This window comes from Thalassospira lohafexi, assembly GCF_002844275.1.
In the GTDB taxonomy this organism is placed as follows: domain Bacteria; phylum Pseudomonadota; class Alphaproteobacteria; order Rhodospirillales; family Thalassospiraceae; genus Thalassospira; species Thalassospira lohafexi.
On sequence record NZ_NXGX01000001.1, the window covers coordinates 671,656 to 690,218 of the forward strand.

Sequence of the window (18,563 nt, forward strand, 5' to 3'; positions counted from 1 at the left end):
ATGCGCGCGAGATACAATGTTAAAACGGTTGATAGCCACTCTTTCACCGAGACTAGTTTTTCTAAACTGGTGGGAAACTTCTTTGCCCTTCTTTCCCTTCTTTGGGTGGTTGGACGCGTTGTCGATGGTCTTGGTGTACTCTATGCGTTTGATATAAGTTGGGCTGATGACTTCCCGCTCAGTCTGCGCCTCGAGACGGTAACCATTTTCAGCTGCATGTTTTCGCTTGTGCTCGGGTTTTGGGTCAGTTCGGAAGTAACCAGTTTGCGGCAGCGTGGCATTCTGTTTGGTCTCGTCGGCCTTGTACTGTCTGCAGTGCTTGTTTATCGGCTTGGTCAAGGTATTCCGTCATATCGTCCAGATCAGTTTGATACTAATTGGGTGGCGCTTTCTGGCCTTGTTACGCTGTTTTTTGCGCTGCTCGTGAGGCGATTTTTTTCTGGCTGGTTGGTCTTTTCCACTGCCCTTGTTTTGTCTGCGTTCATTCTAGAAGATTTGTTGTTTGGGGCTGGAGATGTTCTCGACCACAGTATGGTATTCTGGCTCATAAAGTCAGGCGCGTGGAATACGTTCTCCAGCGTCATTATTATGGGAAGCCCTTTTTGTTTGCTGGCATTCAGGGCCGACCAGATTGCTCTTGGTTATCAAGTTAGACGACGGTCTTTTGTCTGGTTGGCACGTACCTGCTCTGTGCCTTATTCTGTTTTTCGGTTTGCGAATAGTGATGATCTTTTCTGGAGCAAACTATCGGTTGTTGCTCTCCCGATATTGATCTTTCCTTTTATGTGGCGTTTCGAATTTAGCCATTTTGTCCTACTGTGCACGCTGCTTTTTGGTGTGATTGTACCGCTGATACTTGGCCGATTTTTGGGAAGGTTTGCGGATAGTCGGTACTTTAAAAAACGCACGACGTTTTTTGTGGTTGCGAGTTTGATCGTAGCTGTTAGCTACCTATTTATTGCTGTCGCGAACATAAACGTTTTGATTTGTGCCGTTTTTGCCGTCGCATTGACGTCGTCATCGAGACGAGTTGCGTCTGCTGATGCTGGCCGCAAGACCAATGGGACGATAGTGCATGCTATCTCTGTTTTGTATGGTGGAATGTTTCTAACTTTGCTTGCGGTTTTAACTTTCGGGGCCGCCAGTTCGGTATCGTTGATTTGGGATTACGGCAACCTTACTAATCTACGTTATCCGTGGCATATCGCGGTGAGTGTTCTTGTGTCGATTGTTGTTGTTTCTTTGGCGGCCAAATTACGTGGGAATTTCAGTAAGGTATCCAAAGACGCCGTTATGGTGGGATTTACCATCTTTCTGTATTTTGCATTCGTTCAAGGCAAGTCGCCAGGCATGTCTGCTACACTGTCAGTCTTGGCGATGCTCGCAGGGACACTGTTTGGTGTGTTTGCGGGCGCAACTTTTGAAGAGCGGAAGGGGTTCCTTGCGGGGCTGTCTGAGGCTGCGTTAGAACTTTACCGCTGGGCTATCGGCTGTGTTTCCGTGCTCGTACCTGTGACGGTCATTGCAATAGTATCCGCAGCCGTTTGCAGTGTAATTTATTATCCCATTTACTAATGGGAGCAGATGCTCCGAGTTAGCATTTATGCGATACAATAAAAAATTCTTGGAAAATGGTGCTGCCGGAGAGATTTGAACTCTCGACCTCTCCCTTACCAAGGGAGTGCTCTACCCCTGAGCTACGGCAGCTTATGCGGGTCGCTTAACAGGCAAATGGTGCTGCTGGGGAGATTTGAACTCCCGGCCTCTCCCTTACCAAGGGAGTGCTCTACCCCTGAGCTACAGCAGCATTAAGCCCTTTGCGGTGCGGGCGGGTTATAGGCCACGGATCCGTATTTGGTCAAGCCCGAAATAGGCGAAGTTTTTCGAATGTTCAAACATCGCAGCTTTTTGCCCTGTTTTCGTCAAGATCGGCTGTAATTTTTCGCCTGTTGTTTTATAACGTCCCGACATATTCCCGATCATATCAACCGGAAACCGGATCACATTATGACTGCAAAGAAATCCGACATCCGCCCGGCGGTGAATGAGGAACGTCAAAAACGCGAAGCCGAAGCCCTGCGTGCCAATCTGGCCAAGCGTAAACAGCAGAAGCGCTCACGACAGGATGCCGGGGAGGCGACAGAAAAAGACCGTCCCCAATCGGATGATGAGAAGAATTAGGCATCAGCCACAGGCATCGTTTGGTTGATCTTCATGCTGTGTGGCGGGTAAAACGAATATCGCAGGATGGCGCAGTGTCGCGCAGGGACCTTCACAGCAAACAAGGGTGGCAAAATGTCGGTAAGACCTGATCACTGGATACGTCAGATGGCGCAGGAAAAAGGCATGATTGAGCCGTTTGTTGACGGTTTCAAGCGCGATGGTGTGATTTCCTATGGGGTCAGTTCCTATGGCTATGACGCCCGTGTTTCTGACGAGTTCAAAATTTTCACCAATGTCGACTCGGCGATTGTCGATCCCAAGGAATTTTCCGATGACGGTTTTGTCAACCGTCAGACCGATTGTTGCGTGATCCCCCCCAACAGTTTTGCGCTGGCCCGCACGGTGGAATATTTCCGGATTCCGCGCGATACGCTGGTAATCTGCCTTGGCAAGTCGACCTATGCGCGGTGCGGTATCATTGTCAATGTCACCCCGCTTGAGCCGGAATGGGAAGGGCATGTGACACTGGAATTTTCAAATACCACACCGCTTCCGGCCCGCATTTATGCCAACGAAGGAGCGTGTCAGTTCATTTTCCTGAAAGCCGAAAGCGAATGCGATACCTCCTATGCGGATCGCGCAGGAAAATATATGGGCCAAAAAGGTGTCACACTGCCGCGCCTGTGATAAAGGCATGACAACATATTCGGCGGTGATACGCCAAGACACGGTTTTGCTGCGCGCAAAGACGCAGCACAATGAGGATTGAATGGACAAGATCAAGATTTCCGGCGGTCGCCGGCTGCAGGGTAAAATCGCTATTGGCGGTGCCAAAAATGCGGCCCTGCCGTTGATGGCTGCAAGCCTTTTGACAGATGAGACGCTGACGCTCTCCAACCTGCCGCATCTGGCCGACATCACGTCGATGGCCAATTTGCTGGCCCAGCATGGTGTCGCACTGCATCTCAATGGTCATGCACCCAATGGCGGGCATACGGGTCGCGTTCTGGAAATGACCGCCAAGGAAATCATCTCCACGACCGCGCCTTATGATCTTGTGCGCAAGATGCGGGCATCGGTTCTGGTTCTGGGGCCGATTGTTGCGCGCTGCGGTGTTGCCCGCGTTTCGCTTCCCGGTGGTTGTGCAATTGGCAACCGTCCGGTTGACCTGCACCTTAAGGCGCTTGAGGCCATGGGGGCTGAAATCCACCTGACCGAAGGCTATATCGAAGCCCGCGCACCCGAGGGCCTTAAGGGCGGACATATTCTGTTCCCGCAGGTTTCCGTAGGTGCGACTGAAAATGCCTTGATGGCAGCATCCTTGGCCGACGGTGTTGTAACCATTGCCAATGCAGCGCGTGAACCCGAAGTTTCCGATCTGGCACACTGCCTGGTTGCGATGGGGGCCGAGATCGAAGGGATCGGGACCGATACGCTGAAAGTTACCGGTAAGCCACGCTTGCACGGTGCGGAATATTCCGTCGTGCCTGACCGTATCGAAACCGGCACCTATGCGATTGCTGCGGCAATCACGGGTGGCGAGATTGAAATTACCGGTACGCGGATTGAGCTGATCGAAAGCCTTGTCGATGCGATGCGCAAAGCAGGTGTCGAGATCGAAGAAACGCAAGACGGCATGAAGGTGAGCGGTAATCGCGCGACGCTTAAGGGTGTTGATGTGATGACAGAACCTTATCCCGGGTTCCCGACCGATATGCAGGCGCAATTCATGGCGCTGATGTCGGTGGCAAATGGCGCATCGATGATTACAGAAACGATTTTTGAAAACCGTTTCATGCATGTGCCGGAATTGAGCCGCATGGGGGCGGATGTCAATGTTCATGGCCGCTCAGCAATCGTGCGCGGCAGTGCGAAACTGTCGGGGGCCGAAGTGATGGCAACCGATCTGCGTGCGTCGGTGTCGATGGTGCTTGCGGGCTTGGCAGCCGAGGGGGAGACGGTTATTAACCGTGTCTACCATCTTGATCGCGGCTATGAGCGACTGGAAGAAAAGCTGAGTTCCTGCGGGGCGCAGATAGAACGTGTCCGGGTGCCGGTCTAAAGCCGGTTCGTGATTGGATTGCAATCCGGACAGTAAATAACGCGTAAGGCGACTGATTGATGAGTGACGAAAAGCTGGTGCTGGCCCTGCCAAAGGGGCGCATTCTTGACGAGGTAATGCCGCTGGTGCGATCCGCCGGGATCGAACCGGAAGCCGCATTTGATGATCCCAAATCCCGTGCGCTTCGGTTTGCCACCAATCATCCGCATATCGATATCATTCGCGTGCGCAGCTTTGACGTTGCAACTTTTGTTGCCTTTGGTGCCGCCCATATCGGGGTGTGCGGCAATGATGTTCTGATGGAATTTGACTATCCCGATATCTATGCGCCGCTTGATCTTAATATCGGGCATTGCCGTCTGGCTGTGGCCGAGCCCGAAGAAATGATCGACGGTGATGATCCATCGCGCTGGTCGCATGTGCGTGTTGCGACCAAATACCCCAATGTGACGCGCAATCATTTTTCCAAACGCGGTGTTCAGGCCGAATGCATTAAACTGAACGGCGCGATGGAGCTGGCACCGACCCTTGGTCTGTGCCGTCGCATTGTCGATCTGGTATCGACGGGCAATACGCTTAAGGCCAATGGCCTGCGCGAGATTGAACATATTGCCGATGTGACGTCACGCCTGATCGTCAACCGGGCTGCGCTTAAAACCCGTCCGACCGATGTTCAGCCATGGATTGACCGTTTCTCCGAGGTGCTCAATGCCGCTTAAGCTTTCTATTACCGATGCCGGGTTTGAGGAAGATTTCGTCAAACTTCTCGGCATGAAGCGTGAATCCGATGCCGATGTTGATGCGGCTGTTGCCAACATCATTGCCGATGTGCGCGCACGTGGTGACGAAGCGGTATGTGAATATACCAACCGCTTTGACCGTCTTAACATTGATGCCAGCGGTATGGCGGTGACGGCGGCCGAGGTTGATGCCGCGTTAAACGAAGTTGATGCCGATCTGCTCAAGTCGCTGGAACTGGCGGCAACGCGCATTCGCTCCTACCACGAAAAGCAGATGCCAACCGATGAACGCTACACCGATGAAACAGGTGTTGAGCTTGGCTGGCGGTGGCGGGCCGTGTCAGCCGCCGGTCTTTATGTCCCCGGTGGTTTGGCATCTTATCCATCATCGGTTTTGATGAATGCCATCCCGGCCAAGGTTGCCGGGGTTGAGCGTCTTGTCATGGTGGTACCCACCCCGGACAATAAAATGAACCCGCTGGTGCTGGCTGCGGCCCGCATTGCCGGGGTGGACGAGATTTACCGAATTGGCGGCGCGCAGGCGGTTGCGGCCCTTGCCTATGGCACGCAAACCATTAAGCCGGTTGATAAGATTGTTGGCCCGGGCAATGCCTTTGTCGCGGCGGCAAAACGCCGCGTATTCGGTCAGGTAGGCATTGATATGATTGCCGGTCCGTCGGAAATCCTTGTGGTGGCCGATGGTTCCAACGATCCAAGCTGGGTGGCGGCAGACCTTTTGTCGCAGGCCGAACATGATCCGGTTGCGCAATCGATCCTTATCACCGATGACGCCGGTTTTGCCAACCGTGTGCAAGTCGCGATTGACGCGCATCTGGAAAAATTGCCGCGTGCGGAAATCGCCGGGGCAAGCTGGCGCGACTTTGGTGCAATTGTCTTGGTGGAAAATCTGTCGCAGGCTCCGGCCCTTGTGGATCGGATCGCCCCGGAACATCTGGAATTGGCGGTGGATGACCCGGACGCACTGGCAGAAGACATTCATCATGCCGGTGCGATTTTCCTGGGTCGTTACACGCCAGAAGCCATTGGTGACTATGTTGCCGGGCCAAACCACGTGCTGCCAACCGCCCGTTCGGCACGGTTTTCTTCCGGTCTTGGTGTGCTTGATTTTGTTAAGCGGTCATCGCTGATCAAATGCACCCCGGAAAGCCTGGCCAAGATCGGACCAGCGGCAATTGCGCTTGCGGAAAGTGAAGGTTTGCAGGCACACGGACTTTCAGTGGCGATCCGGTCAAACCAGATGTAAGCTGTGTTATGCTGTTGCAGTGCAGCGTGTAAGGGGACCGCAGGGAGAGAGCCATGGCAAAGAACCAATGTATCGCTGGTATCTATCTTGACGAAAAGTACAAGGTGCGTCGCCGTCCCGAGGTCGAACACGAACAGGCTGTGGCGATTTATGACCTGCTCGAAGATAACCATTTTGAGCCTGCTGGCGGGTTCGAAGGGCCGTATTCGGTACATATGCGCATCGAAGAAAACCGCATCTATATGGATGTGCGCGGCGATGATGACAGTGAAAACCTGACCACCATTCCCGTGCCATTGTCGCCGTTTCGCCGCATCGTCAAAGATTACTTCATGATCTGCGAAAGCTATTATGACGCGATCAAAAAAGCCAGTGCATCCCAGATCGAAACCATTGATATGGCGCGCCGCGGATTGCACAACGAAGGGTCAGAGCAATTGCGCGAGCTTCTGGCCGAGAAGGTGACAGTTGATGAAAATACTGCACGTCGCCTGTTTACCCTGATTTGCGTCCTTCACATCCGGGGTTAAGGCACAGTGGCAGAAGAGCTTCCCGGATCGGTTCTCTTTGCCTGTAGTTTCAATGCCGTTCGTTCGGTGATGGCGGCAGCCATCATGCGCCATTATCACGGGACGCGTATTTATGTCGAAAGCTGCGGTCTGCGTGCTGGTGAAGTGGATGGTTTTGCCATTGCCGTGATGGATGAAATCGGTCTGGACATTTCCTCATACAAATCCAAAACGTTTGATCAGCTTGAAGACGGGTTCTTTGATTTGATCATCACCATGTCACCAGAAGCCCAGCACCGTGCGGTCGAAATGACCCGTACCATGGCCTGTGATGTGGAATTCTGGAACACCTTTGATGCCACCATTGTCGAAGGATCGCGTGAAACGCGGCTTGAGGCCTACCGTCAGGTGCGCGATCAGATCAAAAAGCGCATCCTCGATCGTTTCCCGGTTGGACCTTCGCCAAAAGTCTGATTATTTGTTTTGGGCAAGATCGGTGAACGTGTGACCATCAAGAACAAAGATCTTTTCATCATCGGCAGGACGCATGCCGAGTTTTTCATAGAACCGCTGACCAATGACGTTTTGGGCATCAACTGACAGCCTGATATAGGTTTTGCCTTGCGCATGCGCCTGTTTGGCAACAGCTTGAACCAGATTGCGCGCAAGACTGCCCCAAGGCTGTGCCCCGCGATGAGACGGGGCGACATAAAGATCCTGAATATAAAGCCCGGCCTGTCCACGGAACGTTGAATAGCTTGGGAAATATAGACACAGCGCAACCGGAGTGCTGTTTTCGGTCGCGATCATGGCTTCAAAGGCGGGGGCATTTCCAAACCCGTCCCGAACAAGATCGTCTGGACTGCTTTTAAATTTGTCCTCGCACCCGGTGGCAGCAGCAATCTGAAACAGCATTGCATGAAGGGCCAGGGCGTCATCCTTTTGTGCCAGACGGATGTCAGGTTGGTTCTTTGTCGACATGGCGGTTGGTTCCAAGGGGCTAAGGTCAGGACCTATTAAGGCGAAAGAATCCAGACAATAGAACCGATTAGGCACCCCAGCAAAGAGCCAAAACCACAGGCAACCATCATAAGCCGTCGCAACACGGGCCTATAAACGCGTAAACTACCGTTGCCATGCCGTGTGTGCAGTGCTGGAACGCCGAGGGGGTGGTGTGAAAGGACTTGACCTTTTGCCCGGTTCAGAGCAGTTTGCGCCCCACCGGTATTTTGATATTGCAATACGAAAGCTAGGAGTCACATGGCTAAAGAAGACGTTATCGAGTTTCAGGGCACTGTCGTTGAACTTCTGCCCAACGCGATGTTCCGCGTGAAGCTGGACAATGACCACGAAATCCTTGCTCATACCTCGGGCAAAATGCGTAAGAACCGTATTCGTGTTCTCGCAGGGGACCGTGTCAGCGTCGAAATGACCCCTTATGACCTGACCAAGGGTCGTATCACCTTCCGTTTCAAGTAATCTGAAACCTGCTTACAGCGTAAATTGACCTTGTCTGGCGTGCGGTTTACCTTTGCGCCCAAGGGCAATTGTTCTGTGTATGGAACGCGTGTGACAAGGTCACATCGCGAACCAAGGGTAAAGATCCGACATCCGGGAGCCGCGTCTTGTCGAAACTGATACTGGCCTCTGCATCGCCGCGCCGTCTTGAGCTGCTTGCGCAGATCGGAATTGTGCCAGATCAGGTTGCCCCGGCGGATATCGACGAAACGCCAGCGGCCGACGAAAGTCCGCGCCGACTTGCCTTGCGCCTTGCCGAAGAAAAAGCCCGTGCCGTTGCCAAAAGCAATGGCGGGGCTTTTGTCCTTGCCGCCGATACTGTTGTTGCCTGCGGAACCCGCGCGCTGGGCAAGGCATCCGATGAACGCGAAGCGCGTAAATTCCTGACCCTTCTTTCTGGTCGTCGCCATCGTGTTTACGGCGGTGTCTGCCTGATTGCGCCGGATGGCACTGAGCGGTCCCGTGTGATCGAAACACAGGTTAAATTCCGGACCCTCGGTACCGAAGACCTTAACCGTTATCTTTCGCATGACGAATGGAAAGGCAAGGCAGGTGCTTATGCCATTCAGGGCCATGCGGCGACTTTTATCAAGGCGATTTCCGGCTCCTATTCCAATGTCGTCGGGCTGTCGCTCTGTGAGGTGGACGGCCTCCTGCGTGGTCTTGGCTATCCCGTCAAAGAGGTCTGATCATGACAGCTGGCGTACCCCCAAAAGGCCGCCTGCTGATTGACGCTGTTGCGCTTGAACGGCGCATTGCCTTTATTGAACAGGGGCGCCTTTCGCGTCTTTGGATTGATCGTGGTGGGCCTGCACGTTTTGACCTTCATCTTGGCCGGGTGTCAAAGGTTCTGCCGGAAATGGCGGCGGCGATGGTGGCCCTTGAGGGGCTTGATGACGGTCTGTTGCCCTTTGACCGCTATACCGGGCCACTTCATGAAGGCCAATGGGTGCTGGTGCAGATTTCCCGGCTTGGCTTTGAAGACAAGGGTGTGAAGCTCACTGGGCGGATTGCCATCGAAGGGCTGGGTATGATCCTGCGCCCGCACGGCAAACAGATCGAACTTCCCCGGAAACTCAAGGACGAAGGCCGTCGTGCCGATTTGGCGCGTCATCTCAAGGCGCTTCAGGCCGATGAAGATGGCATCATGCTGCGCAGTCATGCCCTTGAGTGGGACGGGGCAGCTCTGTCGGGTGAATATCAACTGTTGCGCCGCCAATGGCAGGCCGCGACCGCAGCGCTGGCTGATCCCAAAAAACCACAACGGATATCGCCTGCCCAGTCTGAGGTCGATCAGATGATCGAACGCCACCTGATGGCAGGTGGTGAATGCATTGTCGATGGAACGAATGAGTTTGTGCGCCTGCGCGGCATTTTAAAGGCCCGTGGTGTGTTAGACGACAATCTTACCCGTCACACTGGGACACAACTTTTGTTTGGTGCCAGTGATCTTGAAATCGATCTTGAAGACGAGATTAACATGGCGTTGTCGTCACGGGTGAAACTTCCCGGTGGCGGATGGATCGCGATTGACCCGGCAACCGCCCTTTGTGCGATTGATGTGAACGCGGGTGGGGTCGATGCAGGCCGGGATAGTGAGGCCCGCGCGATTGAGCTCAATGCTCGTGCGGCCACAGAAATCGTTCATCAAATCCGCTTGCGCAATATTGGCGGATTGATTGTGATTGACCCGTTGCGGGTGAAATCGCGTGCCGGACGTGACAGGTTTGAAGCCGTGCTGCGCGAAACTTTCGGGGCCGAGCTTGATGGTTCGGTTCAAATTGGCGGGTTTACGCGTCTTGGTCTTTTTGAGTTTAGCCGCCAGCGGTCGGGCGAATCGCTTGGCGAGCGGATGCAGGTAAAGTCAGATACACGCAGACTTTCAAACCAAACGGCGCTTAATGCGGTTATTCGTCATGTGATTGGTGACTGTCGCAACGGTCTCGTCGGGGCGGTTAAGCTTTATGTGGCCCCGGTGATTGCTGAACGACTTGCATTGAATGAAGATGGCGCAGATATCTTGCGAAATGAATTGGGGGTTGCCCCTGAAATCACCGCAGATCCAATGCTAAGTGAAGATGCCTACCGGTTGGAGAAAAAGACATGACAGAAAAAAACACAGCAAAAACAGCAGGGTCTGGCTGCCCTGTTTGTGACAAGCCGGTTGAGGAACAATACAAGCCGTTCTGCTCGAAACGCTGTGCCGATCTTGACCTTGGGAAATGGTTGAATGAAAGCTACGCAATTCCCGCAGCCGAGCCGCCCGAGTATCTCGAAGACCTTGAAGATGAAGAAGAATTTTAACGGGAAAAAAAATGCGATTTGAGTCTGGACAAGCCCCAAAGGAGTTTGTATAACCCGGCTCGTTCCGCAGGGGACACTCTGGAAACAGAGATGAAAGATTAAGATGCCCAGATAGCTCAGTTGGTAGAGCAGTGGACTGAAAATCCGCGTGTCGGTGGTTCGAACCCGCCTCTGGGCACCATCTTTCATAAAACAAAAAAGACCCGGATTTTATAGCCGGGTCTTTTTGATTCTAGACGCAAAAAACGCTTCAATGACAACAATTAATGCGTTGGTGCCAGATCAAAGGTGACCCATTCGCCTTTTGTGTCAGCGCCTGTTGCAGAAATTCCACCCTGATCATTAATTTGGAAGTTTCCAGACGCAAAGCTATCGTCGGCGCAAATGATAACCCACCTGCCATTTGCGGGGTACATGCCGTCATCTCTTGCATATTGACCGTAACAGGTCTGATATCCGTAAAATTCGATCCTACCTTCGATAACATTGGACCGAATCCAAGCGTCGTAGCTTTCCTTCGGTCCGATGCGTGACCAAGAAACTTCTACGTGTTTAATTTTATTCGTTGTAAACGGAAAAGTCGGTGGTTCTTCATGGTCGAGCCAGTTTTGATACGTTAGAGCAGACCCTCCTGTACAACCGCTCAGGCCGGTTAATGCAATCTGAGCTACGGCGATCAGAATAATCCTGTGTAATGTCCTTATCGTCATATTCGCGTTATCGGTGCTTTGGAATTTCATACGAAACGGTAAGACAAGTTAATCTCTGCGGTATTGTTCATGTTACGTCTTACTTGTGGTGTCAGACAACTGAAGGTCCTTGCGATCAAGGACAAAGTTTTTAAAGCTAAAACGTGTAACTCTGCCGTTCGCATCATATCCTACGCCATTTATGATCCCTGCCTTAGTCGTAACAAACTGTCCAGTTGCAGAGCTGCCATCGTCGCAAACAACACTCCACTCTCCTTGCACTAAAGGAAAATCGGTGGGAGATTGATAGGAACCGCTACAAACTATCTTTTCGGTATTGTTAAACGTGAAAACGCCCTCACGTTTGTTTGAGTGAAACTCAACAATAATGTTTTCTAACGGGACAGTGCTTTTCCAAATTAGCGACATTTTTGCGAATGAACTCGTCTCAAGTGGACGAGAAAACTTAAAGTCTTTTGCAATTGAGGGGCATTGATCAGGCGTCCAAGTCTCGAGCCGCCGCGCGAGGTCTCTAGAATCGGAATACAGCTCTAGATCTGTTAGCAGCGTTTGGATATCGAGTTGGGGTTCGCCACAATAATCAATATCAACAACTGTATCTACAAAACCTGAGTCTCTCTCATCAATTCGGTTTTCACGTGTACGCATGATGGCGAGGCTATGCTGGCAATTAATGCCATTTTTATCCTGGTAATATGCGATGTGACCTGATGCCAAACGCTCAGTAATGTCGATCTTTTCAATTTTATAAGCGGCATTGGATCGCGGGAGACGTTTCTGGAAACGCTTCAGAAAAGCCTCTTCATCCCGAATATTACTGAAGTCACTTCGACTATAAGTTCGGAACGGAAGATGTTCTATAATTACATCGCCCGCATTACAGTTCAGCGTCCATTTTTCAACGTTTGGGCGGTCAATGTTGTTTTGGATACGTGGGATTAAGCTTCTACTGCCTGTGGATACGCTGCTTGCTGGGATGTTTGTTGCATCTTTTACGTTGAAATGTGCTAACTGCGCGTTAGATCTAAACCAGATATAGTTCGGGTCAGCTAACTCTGTTGTTTGGCAACCTGACAGTGTAGCTATAGCCAAAAGACTAATTATTGTTTTGTTTAGCAAATTCCCCCCTCCTTGTGATTGCTTTGTCTTCTGTGCAAGTACTCTCAGCATTCGGTCCTGATTAAAACCATAAGTTCGGATCTTAGATCTCTATGCACCATCTTTCATGGACGGGGCTTTTTGATTCCGGGTCGATGTCATGCTTTGTTGTCTGGAATCCAAAGTGTGAATTCAACACCCTCATCATCCTGATCGGTTCCTTCGCCAATCAGGTTGCGGTTGTCATCAAGCGTGAATGTACCCGACGCAAATGCCCCTTTGGTACAATCTGTAAACCATGTGCCTTCTGTCGGGGCGTCGTTTTTGGTTACGCTCAGTTGTGCTTTGCATTGCGAACTGTTTGGGCCGATAAACTCAAGTGTTCCGCCATAATCTTTGAGCGACACCTTGGTATCGAGATACCCATCGGTCAGCTTGCTTCCCCAGGTCATTGCGATGGTGCGATCATAGGTGCCCATTCTGGCGCTGGACCAGTTACCGCCTTGTGCACCCGAAGTCTTGGTTCTCGTCATCGCGCATGCTGGAGTAGGTAGCGCCATTACCCGTGCTGCATAGGCGTCACGGTCATCGACCAGACTGATGTTATGGGTCAATTTTGCGATGTCGAAATCAGCGTCCCCGCAGTAGACAACAGTGACGATTGAATCGATGCCGCCGCGATCATTATCGTAAATTTTGCGGCCATTTGTCGCACGGAAGCCGAATTTGGCGACTTTACATTGCGAACTTTCGCCAATTTTGGCGTCAGCATAATAACCCACTGCTTTTCCATTCACGTTTGACGTGATCGGATAGGTTTTCAAGACTGTCACATTTGACGTTTCGAATGTGTCTCGGAATTGCGCTTCGTCTGCAAGTTCCTGTTCGCTTTGTGGGGTGAACCAGACATCAAATGTATATGCATTTGTGATCAGACCCTGCCCGCAGACCAGTTCCCATCTTTCGTTCTGGACCTGACCATTGTTACGATCACTCTGTTCGAGCTTGGTCACCGGAATGTTCGAGGCCGTCGGCACGTTAAACCGTGACTTGCCAATCGGTACTTCTTTCCATTCGGAAAATGCATGATCTCTGGTGGTCTGGCACCCGGCCAGCAACAGTGTTGTCCCCAAAACGGCGAACCCGATAAGTTTCTTGGTGTTCATTGTTACCCTCTAGATTGTATGTCCCACGATGAGGATAGCCACTATTGGCAGGTTTGAGACCTGTTCGAAAGTGGTGGAAATGCGGTTTTCCAATATGTTTTTTAGGTATCTGGTCGCTCTTAAGTAAGCGTCAGTCTCATCATCCAGAAGTGGAGACTTGCAGCAAATGCCAAGTGTGGGGCCCACGCGAAGCAAAATTCTGCAAACCTCAATTCTCGGATGTTTGCAGCATTTTTTGGGGGGCTGTTGAGGTTAAAGTTCGATTTGAAGCAGTATATTTGAGCCTTTTTGGTCGGTGCCTTTACCATAAAGTAGCTTGTCATTTTCGGGATAGAAAAATCCCTTGGCACTTTGACCATTGTTACATTTCATAGACCAATCTGCATTCAGTGGTTTTTGTGGGTCTGAGGCTTTGAAGTGACCTTCACATGTTAATCCTTCATCAAATGATACATTGAACACACCATTGGTTGGCCCATGAGAAATTTCTATTGGACCCGACCCCTTGTAAGTACCGTCCCACACAACAGTGGCATTTGCTTTTTTTTGAGTGTCGAGTGTTTCGGTTAAATTTGGCTCGCTGTAAGCAGACGTGCAATCTTGTAACTGACCAGCGTTGACAGCGCCGTTTTTAGTCATATCAACGGTTTCGACAAACGTGCCCATATCAATACGCTCATCACCGCAATAGTGAAGTTCTATATATGTATCAACCTGTCCACGGTCATTGTCATACATGCGGGCATTTTTGCCGCGAATACCAAAAATTGCTGCCTGACAAATGTCTCCGTTGGATTTTTTAACATCTGCATAGTAACCAATACGGCGTCCTGTAGGGATCGTTACAGAAGTTGTGTTTTGAAGACTCACATTGGATCCAGCCCCCGCTATTACTTGGGCAGCAAAAATTTCCTCTGATTTAAGGTCACTAATTGTCGATGGGTTGAACCATGCACTCGAAACATGTTGAATTTGAACTTCACCTTTTCCGCAGGCAAGTACCCATTTCTCGTCAAGAACCTGACCATTGTTGCGGGATCGCTGTTGAACTGCACTTACCGGGACTGACAACGCCTGCATGATATTAAAACGTGCACTTGCAATAGGCGTTTCTTTCCATTCCGAAAAATGGTTTGAGCGTGTGGTCTGGCAGCCGCTCAATGCCATGCATCCAAGGATGGTTGTGAGGAGTACTGGATTCCAAAACTGATTTAATTTCATTGAAGCAAATTTCTTCCATAATTTATTATGTTGGCAGAAGTAACGCGTGGCGCATTCCAATCGGGACCACGAGTTCATTCCTCGGAAACAGGTACGAAACCCGAAATCTATTTCGGTGACATTGTCCAATATTATCAATGGTTAATTTGCGATGGATACTATCTATAAGAACGGGTTGACTGCTCTGTCCTATCCTATTGATTAGGGTTGGGGGTTGATAGACGATTTAATGTTTGAGTTTGTTCGAGGGCGATGAAAAAGTAACTATTTAACATGCTTTCACTTGATGATTCTTGCAGAGCCTCTTGGGTCCACATGCCGGTAAAGAATCGGTAAGAGATCGGATGCGCTGGATTAAGTAGGCACGCACTCTATCTTCTCAAAGTTTATGAATTTGTTGCTGTTGTGATCAAATGAACAGAAATATTCTGGTCTGGTTTCAAATGAAAGGTGCAGTTTGTGTAAGCTGTGAGATATGCGTTTAGTGCTTGATTTGATGGGGGTTTAGGGCTTTTGTTGCGGAAATTTGACAATCCGCTACCATCATTCCGGCATGTGATTTCAACCCGCTGAAACATAAAAACGTTTATGACGTTAGGATTGGTGAAATCCGCTTTGCCACAAGAACAATACGCCTAGGGGACCCAAAATGGCCGAGAAGCAGATCGAAATCGAACTGAAACTTCGGATCGATCCAAAGCACGTTTCGCGTTTGCGTCAGGCACCCGTCTTACGCGAGGTCAAAGAAGGCCGTCGCATTCAGACGACCCATCTGGTTTCCATCTATTATGATACGCCCAAGCTGTCGCTGGCGCGCAAGGGGCTTGCCATTCGGGTGCGCAAGATCGGAACCCAAGGGTGGGAGCAAACCGTTAAGGCCACCAATGGCCTGCGCGAAGCCTTGCCCGCACGTCATGAATGGACAGTACCGCTTGAAGACGGCGCACTTGACCTTGAGAAATTTACCGACAAGGACGTCAAAAAGCTTCTGAGCAAGTTTGGCAAGAAGAAAACCATCGACCGGATTTTTGAAAGCGATCTTAAACGCAGTGCCGTTGATCTGACTTACCGTGATGCGGTGATGGAAATGGCCATAGATCAGGGTGTTGTGCGCGCCGGTGAGGCCGAAGTGCCACTTTCCGAAGTCGAGTTTGAATTAAAAGATGGCCATCCCGCCGCTTTGTTTGACTTGGCACTAGAGCTGCAACGCACTGTTCCCTTGCTGTTGAGCATGCGGTCCAAAGCATCGCGCGGTCGGGATTTGTACCTTGGCACGGAGACACGCTTTTATAAGCCAGACGCGGTTGCCCTGACGGCTGATATGTCGGCCGAAACAGCCTTTCGAGCCGTCCTTGCGCAGGGGCTTCGGATGATCCTTGGCAATGAAATTTGTGTGCGTCAGGACCTTCATGTCGAAGGCTGCCATCAGATGCGGGTTGGCATGCGCAGGCTGCGGGTGGCGTTTAATCTGTTTAAAAAGAACCTGCCACATGGCGAGGCGGTTTTGCTGAGGCGGTTGTTAAAGACGTGTAGCAAGGGACTTGATGCCTTGCGTGATTGGGATGTGTTTCTTGGCGAAACCTTGCCCCTGATCGAAGAACGGTTTTCGCAAAATGCAGGCGTTGCCGAGTTGCGCAAAGCCGCCGAAATTGAACGTCAAAAGGCGTTGGTCGCAGCACATGATATGCTCGATAGCCCTGAATACGGGCAGCTTCTTTTGATCCTTGGCGCATGGGCCAGCTATTCGCGCTGGGCATCCGGGGCCAGTGCATCACAGATGAAAGCCATGGCTGCCCCGATTGGCAAGATGGCCGAGCCATTGCTCGAACGGGTTTATAAACGTGTTACCCGTCGCGGCGACAACATCACTGTGTTGACCACACCACAGCTTCATGCGCTGCGTCTTGATGTTAAACAGATGCGCTATGGCACCGATTTCTTTGGCGGTGTCTATGGCAGCAAGAAGGTCAAAAAGTTCCGCAACGGCCTTGTCGCCATGCAGGATATTCTTGGTGAGTTGCAGGATGCGGCCGTGGCTGAAAAACGGCTGATGTCACTGGCGCCAAAACTGTCAAAAGAAGGACTGGTGGCCATCGGGCTGGTATCTGGGTGGTATGCCGCACGTGTTGACCATGAACTGGACGGTCTTGGCATGGCCTGGAAAGAGTTCGCAGAACGCAAGTTGTTCTGGAGTTGACGGAGAAGGTATTGCGGGATGGAGGCTGCGGGGGTTACGCCGCAGCCTTTTTCATGTCCTGATAGGCCGTCAAAGCCCGCTCACGGCCTTCTTTCAAACCGATCAGGGGTTCCGGGTAGGACTTGCCCAGCGTGACGTCAGCAGCCTTGAGGATCAAGGGCGATGCTTCCCACGGTTTGTGGATGAACTGATCAGGCATGTCGTGCAGTTCCGGAACCCATTGGCGAACATATTCGCCTTTGGGGTCAAATTTTTCACCCTGAAGTACGGGGTTGAAAATGCGGAAATAGGGGGCGGCATCCGCGCCGCATCCGCCGATCCATTGCCATGAAAATGCATTGTTGGCCGGGCAGGCATCGACAAGTGTATCGTCAAACCATGCCAGCCCGTCGCGCCAATGGATCAACAGATGTTTGACCAGAATGGACCCGACAATCATCCGCACCCGGTTGTGCATGTATCCGGTATGCCAAAGTTCACGCATGCCGGCATCGACGATGGGAAAGCCGGTTTGACCGCGCTGCCAGGCTGCCAGATCGTCGGGGGCATCTGACCATGCAAAGCTGCTGAACTTGTCTTGCAACGGCTGGGTTCGAAGGTCTTTGGCGTGAAACAGGATATGATGGGCAAATTCCCGCCATCCCAGTTCGGATATAAACTTGGATGCGGTTTTGCCTTTGCCGGGATTGGCTTCGGCAAAATGGTTTGCAGTGTGCCAGACCTGAAACGGGCTGATTTCGCCAAAGCGTAAGTGGGGGGAGAGCTCCGACGTCACCCGGTGATCCGGGCGGTCGCGCAGATCGGCGTAGTCTTGTAAACGATCATCAATGAAATCAAACAACTGATCCATCGCGCCCTTTTCGCCGGGGGTAAAGCGTTCAGATAATCCCGCGGCCCAATCAAACGGCTTGGGCGACAGATCCAGTTTTCGAAGGTCAACCTGACCTTTGATGTCTTGATCGCAAAGCGTGATGGTTTCAGGTGCCTTGAAAGGCGCACGTGGTGGCGGGGCTTTCTGGCAGGCGCGCCAGAACGGGCTAAAGACCTTGAAATCAGTACCGCCACCGGTTTTGACTTCCCACGGTTCAAACAGAAGCTGCGCCTTGAAACTTTCGCACGTAAGGCCGCGGTCCATCATGGCGGCCTTGATTTCGGTGTCGCGCGTGATCGACGGCTTGTCATACAGCCGGTTCCAGAACAATGCCCCAACCGGCTGGCTTTCAATGATGGTATCAAGGATATCAGAAGACTTGCCAACGAATAGCCGCAAGGCGGGATTATCAGGCATGTTAGCGCTAACATCGGCCATATCCGCAATGGTCCGGTCAAGTACCAACAGGCTTTTTTCAAGCCACCACCGGGTTGCCCCGCCAAGCTGATCTGAAATCACCGGATCAAGAATGAATACCGGTAAAACAACCCCGTCATTTTCGCGCGCCCACTGGGTTGCTGCGCGTAAGGCCGGATTGTCGGCCAAACGCAAATCATTGCGAAACCACATGATGGCGATTGGACGGTCAGTCATTGGTATCCTTAAAGATCGTCTTGGAATTTCGACAGAAAGGTGAGAGAGCGTCTCGACTGTGACAGCGTATAGAGGGGGTGCCGAGC

Annotated in this window: 18 protein-coding genes and 3 tRNA genes; 14 read left to right on the plus strand and 7 right to left on the minus strand. The window is 51.5% G+C overall.

Annotated elements, in window-relative coordinates:
* Positions 1-1,575 carry a hypothetical protein gene (locus tag COO92_RS03005; protein ID WP_101299748.1) on the plus strand — a complete coding sequence of 525 codons (1,575 nt, stop codon included), beginning with the start codon at positions 1-3 and terminating at the stop codon, positions 1,573-1,575.
* A gap of 57 nt (positions 1,576-1,632) precedes the next feature.
* Here COO92_RS03005 and COO92_RS03010 read toward each other — a convergent pair.
* Together COO92_RS03010 and COO92_RS03015 are read right to left on the minus strand one after the other, a co-directional pair.
* A tRNA-Thr gene (locus COO92_RS03010) sits at positions 1,633-1,707 on the minus strand.
* A 25-nt stretch (positions 1,708-1,732) separates the two neighbouring features.
* Positions 1,733-1,807: transfer RNA gene (locus COO92_RS03015), tRNA-Thr, on the minus strand.
* Positions 1,808-2,007: 200 nt separating this feature from the next.
* Between COO92_RS03015 and COO92_RS22020 the strand changes: the two genes are divergently transcribed.
* The 7 genes from COO92_RS22020 to COO92_RS03045 all read left to right on the plus strand — a co-directional run bounded on the left by COO92_RS22020 (position 2,008) and on the right by COO92_RS03045 (position 7,212).
* Positions 2,008-2,181: a hypothetical protein gene (locus COO92_RS22020; protein WP_165792265.1), complete on the plus strand. Its 174-nt coding sequence runs from the start codon at positions 2,008-2,010 to the stop codon at positions 2,179-2,181.
* Positions 2,182-2,295: 114 nt separating this feature from the next.
* The gene (dcd, locus tag COO92_RS03020) at positions 2,296-2,850 is read left to right on the plus strand and encodes a dCTP deaminase (protein ID WP_101300051.1); all 555 of its coding nucleotides are present in this window, start codon (positions 2,296-2,298) and stop codon (positions 2,848-2,850) included.
* Between the two features lie 82 nt (positions 2,851-2,932).
* Complete coding sequence (gene murA, locus COO92_RS03025; protein ID WP_101299750.1) at positions 2,933-4,225, plus strand: UDP-N-acetylglucosamine 1-carboxyvinyltransferase; 1,293 nt, start codon at positions 2,933-2,935, stop codon at positions 4,223-4,225.
* A gap of 59 nt (positions 4,226-4,284) precedes the next feature.
* Positions 4,285-4,944 carry an ATP phosphoribosyltransferase gene (hisG, locus tag COO92_RS03030; RefSeq protein ID WP_022733003.1) on the plus strand — a complete coding sequence of 220 codons (660 nt, stop codon included), beginning with the start codon at positions 4,285-4,287 and terminating at the stop codon, positions 4,942-4,944.
* A complete protein-coding gene (gene hisD / locus COO92_RS03035) occupies positions 4,934-6,229 on the plus strand; it encodes a histidinol dehydrogenase (RefSeq protein ID WP_101299754.1) in 1,296 nt (431 codons plus the stop codon). The genes hisG and hisD overlap by 11 nt, the downstream gene beginning before the upstream one ends.
* Positions 6,230-6,282: 53 nt before the next feature.
* Positions 6,283-6,759, plus strand: a complete 477-nt coding sequence (locus COO92_RS03040; protein ID WP_022733005.1) for a UPF0262 family protein — start codon at positions 6,283-6,285, stop codon at positions 6,757-6,759.
* Between the two features lie 6 nt (positions 6,760-6,765).
* A complete protein-coding gene (locus tag COO92_RS03045; RefSeq protein ID WP_101299756.1) occupies positions 6,766-7,212 on the plus strand; it encodes an arsenate reductase ArsC in 447 nt (148 codons plus the stop codon).
* Here the strand turns inward: COO92_RS03045 and COO92_RS03050 are convergent, their stop codons facing one another.
* A complete protein-coding gene (locus COO92_RS03050) occupies positions 7,213-7,719 on the minus strand; it encodes a GNAT family N-acetyltransferase (protein WP_101299758.1) in 507 nt (168 codons plus the stop codon).
* 279 nt (positions 7,720-7,998) lie between these two features.
* On the opposite strand from COO92_RS03050, the gene infA reads away from it, so the two are divergent.
* The 5 genes from infA to COO92_RS03075 all read left to right on the plus strand — a co-directional run bounded on the left by infA (position 7,999) and on the right by COO92_RS03075 (position 10,741).
* Positions 7,999-8,217 (plus strand): translation initiation factor IF-1, encoded by a 219-nt coding sequence (gene infA / locus COO92_RS03055; protein ID WP_007092059.1) that lies wholly within the window; start codon positions 7,999-8,001, stop codon positions 8,215-8,217.
* A 146-nt stretch (positions 8,218-8,363) separates the two neighbouring features.
* Positions 8,364-8,945, plus strand: coding sequence for a Maf family protein (locus COO92_RS03060; RefSeq protein ID WP_101299760.1), 582 nt, complete (start codon positions 8,364-8,366; stop codon positions 8,943-8,945).
* Between the two features lie 2 nt (positions 8,946-8,947).
* Complete coding sequence (locus COO92_RS03065) at positions 8,948-10,363, plus strand: ribonuclease E/G (protein WP_101299762.1); 1,416 nt, start codon at positions 8,948-8,950, stop codon at positions 10,361-10,363.
* A complete protein-coding gene (locus tag COO92_RS03070) occupies positions 10,360-10,560 on the plus strand; it encodes a DNA gyrase inhibitor YacG (RefSeq protein ID WP_101299763.1) in 201 nt (66 codons plus the stop codon). Before COO92_RS03065 ends, COO92_RS03070 begins: the two co-directional genes overlap by 4 nt.
* Before the next feature lie 105 nt (positions 10,561-10,665).
* Positions 10,666-10,741, plus strand: a tRNA-Phe gene (locus tag COO92_RS03075).
* Positions 10,742-11,342: 601 nt separating this feature from the next.
* Here the strand turns inward: COO92_RS03075 and COO92_RS03085 are convergent.
* The 3 genes from COO92_RS03085 to COO92_RS03095 all read right to left on the minus strand — a co-directional run bounded on the left by COO92_RS03085 (position 11,343) and on the right by COO92_RS03095 (position 14,755).
* Positions 11,343-12,440 (minus strand): hypothetical protein, encoded by a 1,098-nt coding sequence (locus tag COO92_RS03085; RefSeq protein WP_101299767.1) that lies wholly within the window; start codon positions 12,438-12,440, stop codon positions 11,343-11,345.
* Positions 12,441-12,526: 86 nt separating this feature from the next.
* The gene (locus COO92_RS03090; protein ID WP_101299769.1) at positions 12,527-13,534 is read right to left on the minus strand and encodes a hypothetical protein; all 1,008 of its coding nucleotides are present in this window, start codon (positions 13,532-13,534) and stop codon (positions 12,527-12,529) included.
* Between the two features lie 252 nt (positions 13,535-13,786).
* The gene (locus COO92_RS03095; RefSeq protein ID WP_133125039.1) at positions 13,787-14,755 is read right to left on the minus strand and encodes a hypothetical protein; all 969 of its coding nucleotides are present in this window, start codon (positions 14,753-14,755) and stop codon (positions 13,787-13,789) included.
* A gap of 649 nt (positions 14,756-15,404) precedes the next feature.
* Between COO92_RS03095 and COO92_RS03100 the strand changes: the two genes are divergently transcribed.
* Positions 15,405-16,952 carry a CYTH and CHAD domain-containing protein gene (locus COO92_RS03100; RefSeq protein ID WP_101299772.1) on the plus strand — a complete coding sequence of 516 codons (1,548 nt, stop codon included), beginning with the start codon at positions 15,405-15,407 and terminating at the stop codon, positions 16,950-16,952.
* 34 nt (positions 16,953-16,986) lie between these two features.
* Here the strand turns inward: COO92_RS03100 and COO92_RS03105 are convergent, their stop codons facing one another.
* Entirely contained in the window at positions 16,987-18,477 is a 1,491-nt protein-coding gene (locus COO92_RS03105; RefSeq protein ID WP_101299773.1) for a cryptochrome/photolyase family protein, read from the minus strand.
* Positions 18,478-18,563 lie beyond the last annotated feature (86 nt).